Genomic DNA, 8,944 nt, shown 5'->3' with positions numbered 1-8,944 from the left:
AGGGAAAGTTGCACTTCAAATGCGAATCCGCCGGCATATTTTTACAATTTTATGGGCATATGGCGGAAACAATACCGGCTGCCTTGAATATGAAGGAGATGATGATGTTTAAACGCAGTGTGATTGCAATGGCTTGTATTTTTGCCCTTTCAGCCTGTGGGGGCGGAGGTGGCGGATCGCCCGATGTTAAGTCGGCGGACACGCCGTCAAAACCGGCCGCTCCTGTTGTTGCTGAAAAAGAGACAGATGCAAAGGAAGATGCGCCACAGGCAGGTTCTCAAGGACAGGGCGCGCCATCCGCACAAGGCGGCCAAGATATGGCGGCAGTTTCGGCGGAAAATACAGGCAATGGCGGTGCGGAAACAGCGGATAATCCCGAAAATAAAGACGAGGGGACGCAAAATGATATGCCGCAAAATGCCGCCGAATCCGCAAATCAAACAGGGAACAACCAATCCGCCGGTTCTTCAGATTCCGCCCCCGCGTCAAACCCTGCACCTGCGAATGGCGGTGGCGATTTTGGAAGGACGAACGTGGGCAATTCTGTTGTGATTGACGGGCCGTCGCAAAATATAACGTTGACCCACTGTAAAGGCGATTCTTGTGATGGCGATAATTTATTGGATGAAGAAGCACCGTCAAAGTCAGAATTTGACAATTTAAGTGAATCTGAACGAATGGAGAAATACAAGAAAGATGGGAAAAGCGATAAATTTACTGGCTTTGTCGCTGATAAGTTACAGATGAAAGGGACCAATCAATATATTATTTTTTACAAACCTAAAACCACTTCATCTGCGCGATTTAGGCGTTCTGCACGGTCGAGGAGGTCGCTTCCGGCCGAGATGCCGCTGATTCCCGTCAATCAGGCGGATACGCTGATTGTCGATGGGGAAGCGGTCAGCCTGACGGGGCATTCCGGCAATATCTTCGCGCCTGAAGGGAATTACCGGTATCTGACTTACGGGGCGGAAAAATTGTCCGGCGGATCGTATGCCCTCCGTGTGCAAGGCGAACCGGCAAAAGGCGAAATGCTTGCTGGCACGGCCGTGTACAACGGCGAAGTGCTGCATTTTCATACGGAAAACGGCCGTCCGTACCCGTCTAGAGGCAGGTTTGCCGCAAAAGTCGATTTCGGCAGCAAATCTGTGGACGGCATTATCGACAGCGGCGATGATTTGCATATGGGTACGCAAAAATTCAAAGCCGCCATCGATGGAAACGGCTTTAAGGGGACTTGGACGGAAAATGGCGGCGGGGATGTTTCCGGAAGGTTTTACGGCCCGGCCGGCGAGGAAGTGGCGGGGAAATACAGCTATCGCCCGACAGATGCGGAAAAGGGCGGATTCGGCGTGTTTGCCGGCAAAAAAGAGCAGGATTGATGCTGATGCCGTCTGAAGCGGGGGCGTTCAGACGGCATTGTGATGTTGGGTCGCGATCCGGTTCAAGTCCTCATCAGTTGATAAACCCGTTGTCTTTCATTTTCTTTTCGGAAAAATACTGGCCGCATACCAGCAAGGCGGCGAGGATGATGACAAACAGCCCTGCCATAGTCAGTGTGATTTTGAAGAACAATTCGGCTTCGAGAAAAGAAAACCAAAGTTGCACAATCAGCAGCAGCACCCAGCCGGCAAATAGTCCGAGACAGGCATAAACGCCGAGCTTAAACACGGTCCCGCTCCAAAATGACGACGTAGGCTTCGCGTTTGAAAAACAACAGCATACGGCGCAAATCTTTTTCCATCGTTACGACCCGCCAGCCTTCGGGGGTTTGTTTGTTGAGGAACGCGCTGAAATTGACGGGGTTGACCTTTGCCGCGCCGAAAAACAGGCTGGACAACAGGCTTTCCTGATAAATGATGACTTTGTATTCTTTCATAGGATTCCTTTTAACATAAGGGATCATCTTTTCAGACGACCCCTTAAGTTGCTAATGATGCAAAACAGCAAACCTTATTTCTTATTGCCCAACTGCGGCAATACCGAGCCTTCGCCCAATGCCAACAAACCGCTTTGCGAGTAGATACCCAGTTTGGCGCGGGTGTCGGTGATGTCGAGGTTGCGCATCGTGAGCTGTCCGATGCGGTCGAGCGGGGTAAACGCTGCATCTTCGACTTTTTCCATACTCAGGCGTTCAGGTTGGTAGGTCAGGTTGGGCGATTCGGTGTTCAGAATCGAGTAGTCGTTGCCGCGCCTCAGTTCGAGGGTAACTTCGCCGGTAACGGCTTTGGCGACCCAGCGTTGGGCGGTTTCGCGCAACATCAGTGCCTGACTGTCGAACCAGCGGCCTTGGTAGAGCAGGCGGCCGAGGCGCAGGCCGTTGATGCGGTATTGTTCGATGGTGTCTTCGTTGTGGATGCCGGTTACCAAGCGTTCGTAGGCGATGTGGAACAACGCCATACCCGGGGCTTCGTAGATGCCGCGCGATTTGGCTTCGATGATGCGGTTTTCGATTTGGTCGCTCATACCTAGACTGTGACGGCCGCCGATGCGGTTGGCTTCGAGGAAGAGTTCGACGGGGTCGGCGTATTCTTTGCCGTTCAATGCAACCGGCACGCCTTCTTCAAAGCGCACGCTGACTTCTTCGGGTTTGACTTCGACGTTTTCATCCCAGAAGGCAACGCCCATAATGGGTTTGACGATTTTGATGCCCGAGTTCAAAAATTCCAAGTCTTTGGCTTCGTGGGTCGCGCCGAGCATATTGGAATCGGTGGAGTAGGCTTTTTCCACCGACATTTTGTAGTTGAAGCCGTTGGCAATCAGAAATTCGCTCATTTCGTGGCGGCCGCCGAGTTCGTCGATAAATTGTTGGTCGAGCCAGGGTTTGTAGATTTTCAGCGCGGGATTGGTAAGCAAACCGTAGCGGTAGAAACGCTCGATGTCGTTGCCTTTGTAGGTGCTGCCGTCGCCCCAAATGTTGACGACGTCTTCTTTCATGGCGGAAACGAGCATCGTGCCGGTTACGGCGCGACCCAGAGGCGTGGTGTTGAAATAGGCGATGCCGCCGGTGGAAACGTGGAACGCGCCGCATTGGATGGCGGCGATGCCTTCGTGTGCCAACTGCGCGCGGCAGTCGATCAGGCGGGCGTTTTCCGCACCGTATTCCATTGCTTTTTTGGGAATGGCATTGTAGTCGTCTTCGTCGGGCTGGCCGAGGTTGGCAGTGTAGGCATAAGGCAGCGCGCCTTTGAGTTTCATCCACAACAGCGCGGCGGAGGTATCAAGTCCGCCGGAGAAGGCGATGCCGACTTTTTGACCGATGGGGAGATTTTGTAAAATAGTATGGTTTTGGCTCATGAAAAAATCCTCGATAGCTTGAAAAATCAAAGCCATTATCTTATAAATAGGAAATATTGTCAGCCATCATGCCGTCTGAACGGGTATTCCGCCGTTTCAGGCGGTATTTAAAACCGAAAACATTATGAATGCGTTCAACCTCATCATCATCGGCGACGAAATCTTACACGGCAGCCGCCAAGACAAGCATTTCGCCTTTTTCAAATCCCTGCTCGAATCCAAAGGGCTGAAGCTCAATCAGGTGCAATATCTGCCCGACGAACCCGATTTGCTGGTCAGGCAACTGCGCCGCAGCTTTTCAGACGGCATACCGACGTTTGTTACCGGCGGCATCGGCGCCACGCCCGACGACCACACGCGTCAAGCCGCAGCGGTTGCTTTGGATTTGCCCGTCGTCCGCCACGCGCAAGCCGCCGGGTTTATCGAAGGCGTAACCCTGAAACGCGGCGAGCCGCTTGATTCGCTGGAACACGCCCAACGTCTGAAAATGGCAGATTTTCCCGAAGGCGCGGAATTGGTGCCCAATCCGTTTAACAACATCGCCGGATTTTCCATCCGCGAGCATTATTTCTTCCCCGGCTTTCCCGTGATGGCGCACCCGATGGCGGAATGGGTTTTGGATACTTATTACGCCGGCCGCTTCAACCAAACCGAACGCGGCAGCCGCAGCGTGTATGTGTTCGAGCAGCCCGAATCGCGCATTACGCCGATTATGGAGCATATCGAGCAAACTTATCCCGGCGTGCGTTCTTACAGCCTGCCCAGCGTCGGCTGGAGCAATGCGGACGGAACGGCAGTCAGGCCGCATATCGAGTTCGGCATCAAAGCCGAAGGAGAAGCCGTCAACCTTTTGGACGCGGCGTGGGCGGAAGTGTTGCACAGCTTGGACGGATTGGGAGCAGAGCTGAAAAATCGGGTAAACTGAAAACCGTTTGCCCAAATCGGACGATATTTAAGGAAAACCATGCAATACCGAATCAGAAGAGAAAACGAAGCACCCGAAGCAAAAAATGCGGGGGAAACCTTATGGGAGCGCGACATCATGCGCGAAGTGCTGCTGTCCGCCTATCGGGACAGGCGCAGGGAGCGGATGTGGAAAAACATCTGGCGCGCCGTCAGCACCCTGATTCTGGTTGCCCTGCTTGCCGGTATTTTCCGAAAAGACGAAGCCGCATTGCAGTTGGCGGGCAACACGCCGCATACCGCAGTCGTCAACCTGTACGGCGAAATCGGCAACGGTGTAGAAGACCAGGTCAAAAAACTCAAAGACGGTATGGAGGCCGCCTACAAAAACCCGCAGGCAAAAGCCATCGTCATCCGCGCCAACAGCCCCGGCGGTTCGCCCGTCGTCTCCAACACCGCTTTTGAAGAAATACGCCGTCTGAAGGCGCAGCACCCCGGCATTCCCGTTTATCTCGTGGCGGAAGATATGTGCGCGTCCGGCTGCTACTACATCGCGGCGGCGGCGGACAAAATCTATGCCGACCCGTCCAGCATCGTCGGCAGCATCGGCGTTATCGGCAGCAGTTTCGACGCGACCGGCCTGATGGAAAAAATCGGCGTGAAACGCAGGGTTAAAATTGCAGGCAGCAACAAAGGCATGGGCGATCCGTTTTCGCCCGAAACGCCCGAACAGTCAAAAATCTGGGAAGAAATGCTGACCGGCATACACGGCGAGTTCATCAAAGCCGTCAAAACCGGACGCGGCGGCCGCCTCAAATTCCGACAATATCCCGACGTGTTCAGCGGTCGCGTGTACACAGGCGCGGATGCGCTGAAAGTCGGGCTGGTGGACGGACTCGGCAATATTTACAGCGTGGCGCGAGACGTGGTCAAAGCCCCCGATGTGGTGGATTACACTCCGAAGGACGATTTCGGCAGAATCTTGGGCAGACGCTTCGGCGCAGAACTCAAAGCCGGCGTGCGCGAAGCCCTGCAGGCCGTCCGGTAGCGTTGTTTACAGTATTTCTAAGGGAATACCAAAATAAAAATATACACAAAAACACTCACCTCCCCAGTATGCTGCCACTAAGTCAGCCGCGTCACTATTTACCGTGCACTTAAAGCCGTAAAAGGCAGGTTGTCCCGGGAGGTTTTGTTCATCCTGATACCGATCGGTTGTTGTTGCTCAAAGGACAGAAGGCCGCCGATAAACGAGATTACCTGTTTGTCGCTATTGACGATTTTTATACTCTGCCATTTTGCCGGACAAAACCGCAGACAGTGCTGCCAAGTTTCTGACCGAACATCTGTCCGACCCCTGCTTGTACCTGATTGAGTACGTTTACTCTGACAATGATAGGTAATATAAAGAGCCGTCCAACATGCTTTCGGTGCAGCTTGTTATGATAATGGGATTGGTTGGAGGCTTGCCCGATTTGCTTGTCCGCAGACCAACGGTAAGGCGGAGCGGGTTATCCGTACCTTGATGGAGATGTGGCATGAGGAACAGTCGTTTGACAGTCCGGAACATCGGCAAAAGGAGTTGTGCTGCTTTATTAATTTAGGGGCTGCCCTAGATCACTAGGGAAATTCAAATTAAGTTAGAATTATCCCTATGAGAAAAAGTCGTCTAAGCCGGTATAAACAAAATAAACTCATTTTGTTATCGTGGCTATGATGTATTGGATGCGGGCGAATTTAGCCATTTCCGTATCAATCACAGCACACATTTTGCCGAACGACAAAACCATATTAATGGAATTGAGAACTTTTGGAATCAAGCAAAACGTCATTTACGCAAGTTTAACGGCATTCCCAAAGCGCATTTTGAGCTGTATTTAAAGGAGTGCGAATGGCGTTTTAACAACAGTGAGATAAAAGTTCTTTTTCCATTTTAAAACAATTAGTAAATCGAGTTTATCCTAGTTATCCAGGATGGTCCCATCTCTTTTATAGATAGCTGCTTACCAAGTATCCTTAATTGCTAATTCAAGCCACTCTTCAAAACTATTAAAAAATTCATGGTTTTCTATATTATCTAAATTAATGACAATAACCCTAGGATTTCCTGTTACATCATTACCATCAAAATAAGCTTCCCATTCTCCATTACTAGCGAATGGGATAAGATTTAAATCAGGCAGGATAGAATTTCTAAATATATAAGCTACTTCTGCCCCTTCTGTTCCATAATTCTCAAACCACCAGTGAAAATTATGTGGCTGAATATAAGGTATTAAAGATGTATCGTTAGAGATACGAACATACTTTTCAGGATAACAAAACCTTTCAGGAAGCATATTACTAGGATATAAATTAAATTCATTTTGAATAATCATTTCGTTACCTTAGGATCATAAATACTACCATTAGGAAACTGGGTAGACCAATTTGGTGGTGCTAGTTCATTTTCAATTTGTTTTTTAATTCTAAATTGAATAGCTTCTCCCCATGTTTGCGGCATCTAATGCTGCTTGCTCTGCATCAATATTACTAAAAATTGGATTAGTCTCAAAAATGAAAAATTACTGTTTTTTCATTTTTTATAGCATATTCAAGTACATGAATAATATTTTTCACTAAGGGCTCTGTAGAAAAATCTGAATTTTGTAATTTTTCTTTTACAGCCAAAATACTTTCCTTATCTATTAGCCAATCCCCCTCACTTGGTCCAAATAACCAATTATCGGTAATTTCAGAAACAAGCCCCCATAATCCACGATTTTGATATTCAATAATTTGATTTTCCGTAATTTCTACAACTGTTTCAGATTGAATGTTTTTATAAGCCCAATCAATCATTTCAGTATATTCACTAATTGAAACATTGTCTTTTAAACAGAAAATTAACAGGTTGTGTTCATTCATTTGTCTAAGTTCCTGATATGAGTTTGTTGTAAATAATCTTTTGCTTGCTTACCTTGTAAATTAAAGGATTAACCGCACCTTGGATGATGCCGCGAATATCATCCATACGGTTAGCCCACCAATTTTTATTGGGGTCGTTTTCCCATATCAGTTTTCCTGCTTCATCAGCACAATTAGGGTTGGCATTGATGCCCACCCAGTTCCAGCCTGAAAAGGATTTTTAATATACGGCAAAAGGTGGGCAACAAGTGCCCACCTTACCTAGCTAACATTTATCCCAAGTATCATATATTTTTTTAAGTTCTTTATCCAAAGAAAGAACTTTATTTTTTCAACACCATGAATTATCTCAAAATCTCTACAATCCACGCATACGCCTGAATAAATTTCTCCTACAATTGCTTGAATAATATACAACTCATCTTTATCGAGACTAATTTTAACTGAACTCTCTTCAAAATTAATTAATTTCATGAATAATTCCTTTTATTTTAATTCGTCATCAAAATACCGTTTGCCTGTTTTTGGTCTAAATGCTGTCCACCATCTTTAGTCTTGGATATTTAGATTATAATCGTCAAATTCCCAGTCAAAATATTTTGCCAAATTTGATATAGACTTATCTTCAGACGTTGAATTACATATTTCCAATATATCATTTATCAATTTTAATATGTGTTCAATATTAAAACGGTTTGTAACAATTGAGTTTTTTAATGACATCGGTCTATGTATATTTGAAAGTAACCATTCGGTGCTATATATATAAACATAAAAATAATCAGCACCATTACTTTCATCAAAACCTATTGATAATGTCAAAAGTATACAAAAATTTTCTAACTTGTCTTGTGGGAAATCTTCCAAATCAAAGTCAGAACAATCATAATTTTTTAATTTTAATCTCATAATATATTGAGATAGCTTAGGAATTTTATTTTCTCAGATTGAGGCAACTCATCAAAACCAAGCCAACAATAAAAATTGTTATATGATTTTAAAAAATCAACAATTTTTATTTTTCCTAAAACCAAATCTTCGACTAACTGGGTTGCATAAATAATATCATTTATGATTTTAACAGGTAAATTATTTGATAGGTAACCATGGGATTCCGTCATCATTGATTTCTCTAGGTGCTTATTTATCTGATTGGTAAGCCTTTTGCGTAAGCTTCTTTCGCCTCCGCAAGTGTCATTTCATTAGGGCCACCATCTATATTAGTTTCTCCTGTATTTTGCCACTGACAAACGTCACAGATATCATAGTCCATAACTTTAGTTCCGCAAACAGGACAATGTAGCCATATTTCTCCGTCAATTTCCCATGTCTTTTTTGAATTCTCCATCATAATACTTCTTTCCTAAGTTTGGTTTAAACATTGTTTTGATTTTGAATGTTTTTGGATTGGCCAAAACATAGATATTGTTATTGATATCATAGCGCACTCGTCTATGTTCCGTCTGATAACCTAATATCTTGTCCGATGTCTGTTTTGATAACAAATCAGACGCCATTTTTTGGTAGTCTTCAATGGTTATATCGCCAAATTCTTTTCCATGAGCTTTGAAATGTCCATTTAAAGATTTCTCAGTAGGAAACTTGGACTTTGTCCATCTGATGCGGTCTTGAATTGTTCCTGTCGGAGAAATAGATGTATCAGGTTTAACATATGAGGCAGGTAAGCCGATATTGTTATCAGAGTGTGTAGGGTGTTGCTGCGTACTTGGTTTTGGTGGCTTATTCCCACCTGCCATCTCCCCATCTAAAGTCTGCATAGGGCGGGCAGTAGGTGTTTTATAGCCGGTATTTTTAACCCAATCCCATTTGGTCGGGT

At 46.3% G+C, this 8,944-nt stretch carries 12 protein-coding genes and 4 pseudogenes; 4 read left to right on the top strand and 12 right to left on the bottom strand.

What is annotated here, in order from left to right:
• The first annotated feature begins 104 nt into the window (after nucleotides 1-104).
• Nucleotides 105-1,382 carry a transferrin-binding protein-like solute binding protein gene (locus HMPREF2959_RS01450; RefSeq protein ID WP_002242093.1) on the top strand — a complete coding sequence of 426 codons (1,278 nt, stop codon included), beginning with the start codon at nucleotides 105-107 and terminating at the stop codon, nucleotides 1,380-1,382.
• Between the two features lie 73 nt (nucleotides 1,383-1,455).
• Here the strand turns inward: HMPREF2959_RS01450 and HMPREF2959_RS01445 are convergent, their stop codons facing one another.
• The 3 genes from HMPREF2959_RS01445 to argG form a co-directional block, all read right to left on the bottom strand.
• The gene (locus tag HMPREF2959_RS01445) at nucleotides 1,456-1,671 is read right to left on the bottom strand and encodes a hypothetical protein (RefSeq protein ID WP_002242092.1); all 216 of its coding nucleotides are present in this window, start codon (nucleotides 1,669-1,671) and stop codon (nucleotides 1,456-1,458) included.
• Complete coding sequence (locus HMPREF2959_RS01440) at nucleotides 1,664-1,879, bottom strand: DUF4177 domain-containing protein (protein ID WP_002242091.1); 216 nt, start codon at nucleotides 1,877-1,879, stop codon at nucleotides 1,664-1,666. The genes HMPREF2959_RS01445 and HMPREF2959_RS01440 overlap by 8 nt, the downstream gene beginning before the upstream one ends.
• A 74-nt stretch (nucleotides 1,880-1,953) precedes the next feature.
• Nucleotides 1,954-3,297, bottom strand: coding sequence for an argininosuccinate synthase (gene argG, locus HMPREF2959_RS01435; protein ID WP_070696278.1), 1,344 nt, complete (start codon nucleotides 3,295-3,297; stop codon nucleotides 1,954-1,956).
• Nucleotides 3,298-3,421: 124 nt separating this feature from the next.
• Between argG and HMPREF2959_RS01430 the strand changes: the two genes are divergently transcribed.
• The 3 genes and pseudogenes from HMPREF2959_RS01430 to HMPREF2959_RS01420 form a co-directional block, all read left to right on the top strand.
• A complete protein-coding gene (locus HMPREF2959_RS01430) occupies nucleotides 3,422-4,222 on the top strand; it encodes a competence/damage-inducible protein A (protein WP_070696275.1) in 801 nt (266 codons plus the stop codon).
• A 39-nt stretch (nucleotides 4,223-4,261) separates the two neighbouring features.
• Entirely contained in the window at nucleotides 4,262-5,248 is a 987-nt protein-coding gene (locus HMPREF2959_RS01425; RefSeq protein WP_002243689.1) for a S49 family peptidase, read from the top strand.
• A 655-nt stretch (nucleotides 5,249-5,903) separates the two neighbouring features.
• Nucleotides 5,904-6,199 (top strand): annotated as a pseudogene (locus HMPREF2959_RS01420) (transposase); the annotation flags it as partial.
• 4 nt (nucleotides 6,200-6,203) lie between these two features.
• Here the strand turns inward: HMPREF2959_RS01420 and HMPREF2959_RS01415 are convergent.
• The 9 genes and pseudogenes from HMPREF2959_RS01415 to mafB form a co-directional block, all read right to left on the bottom strand.
• Entirely contained in the window at nucleotides 6,204-6,578 is a 375-nt protein-coding gene (locus HMPREF2959_RS01415) for an SMI1/KNR4 family protein (RefSeq protein ID WP_002219993.1), read from the bottom strand.
• Entirely contained in the window at nucleotides 6,575-6,703 is a 129-nt protein-coding gene (locus tag HMPREF2959_RS13370) for a hypothetical protein (protein ID WP_010981028.1), read from the bottom strand. Before HMPREF2959_RS13370 ends, HMPREF2959_RS01415 begins: the two co-directional genes overlap by 4 nt.
• A gap of 47 nt (nucleotides 6,704-6,750) precedes the next feature.
• A complete protein-coding gene (locus HMPREF2959_RS01405; protein WP_002243688.1) occupies nucleotides 6,751-7,107 on the bottom strand; it encodes a DNA mimic protein DMP12 in 357 nt (118 codons plus the stop codon).
• A 58-nt stretch (nucleotides 7,108-7,165) separates the two neighbouring features.
• Nucleotides 7,166-7,276: pseudogene (locus tag HMPREF2959_RS12500) on the bottom strand (MafB family polymorphic toxin); the annotation flags it as partial.
• A gap of 92 nt (nucleotides 7,277-7,368) precedes the next feature.
• Nucleotides 7,369-7,581 (bottom strand): hypothetical protein, encoded by a 213-nt coding sequence (locus HMPREF2959_RS01395; RefSeq protein WP_002218300.1) that lies wholly within the window; start codon nucleotides 7,579-7,581, stop codon nucleotides 7,369-7,371.
• Between the two features lie 75 nt (nucleotides 7,582-7,656).
• Nucleotides 7,657-8,016, bottom strand: coding sequence for an immunity 8 family protein (locus HMPREF2959_RS01390; RefSeq protein ID WP_002218298.1), 360 nt, complete (start codon nucleotides 8,014-8,016; stop codon nucleotides 7,657-7,659).
• Nucleotides 8,016-8,231, bottom strand: a pseudogene (locus HMPREF2959_RS01385) (hypothetical protein); the annotation flags it as partial. The pseudogene HMPREF2959_RS01385 and the gene HMPREF2959_RS01390, both read right to left, overlap by 1 nt.
• 20 nt (nucleotides 8,232-8,251) lie before the next feature.
• Nucleotides 8,252-8,458: a CPCC family cysteine-rich protein gene (locus tag HMPREF2959_RS01380; RefSeq protein WP_002243686.1), complete on the bottom strand. Its 207-nt coding sequence runs from the start codon at nucleotides 8,456-8,458 to the stop codon at nucleotides 8,252-8,254.
• Nucleotides 8,424-8,944 (bottom strand): annotated as a pseudogene (gene mafB / locus HMPREF2959_RS13125) (polymorphic toxin MafB class 3); the annotation flags it as partial. The gene HMPREF2959_RS01380 and the pseudogene mafB, both read right to left, overlap by 35 nt.

Origin of the sequence: Neisseria sp. HMSC070F02 (assembly GCF_001814225.1) — a bacterium.
Lineage (GTDB): Bacteria > Pseudomonadota > Gammaproteobacteria > Burkholderiales > Neisseriaceae > Neisseria > Neisseria meningitidis.
This window is presented reverse-complemented; position numbering and strand designations above follow the sequence as displayed.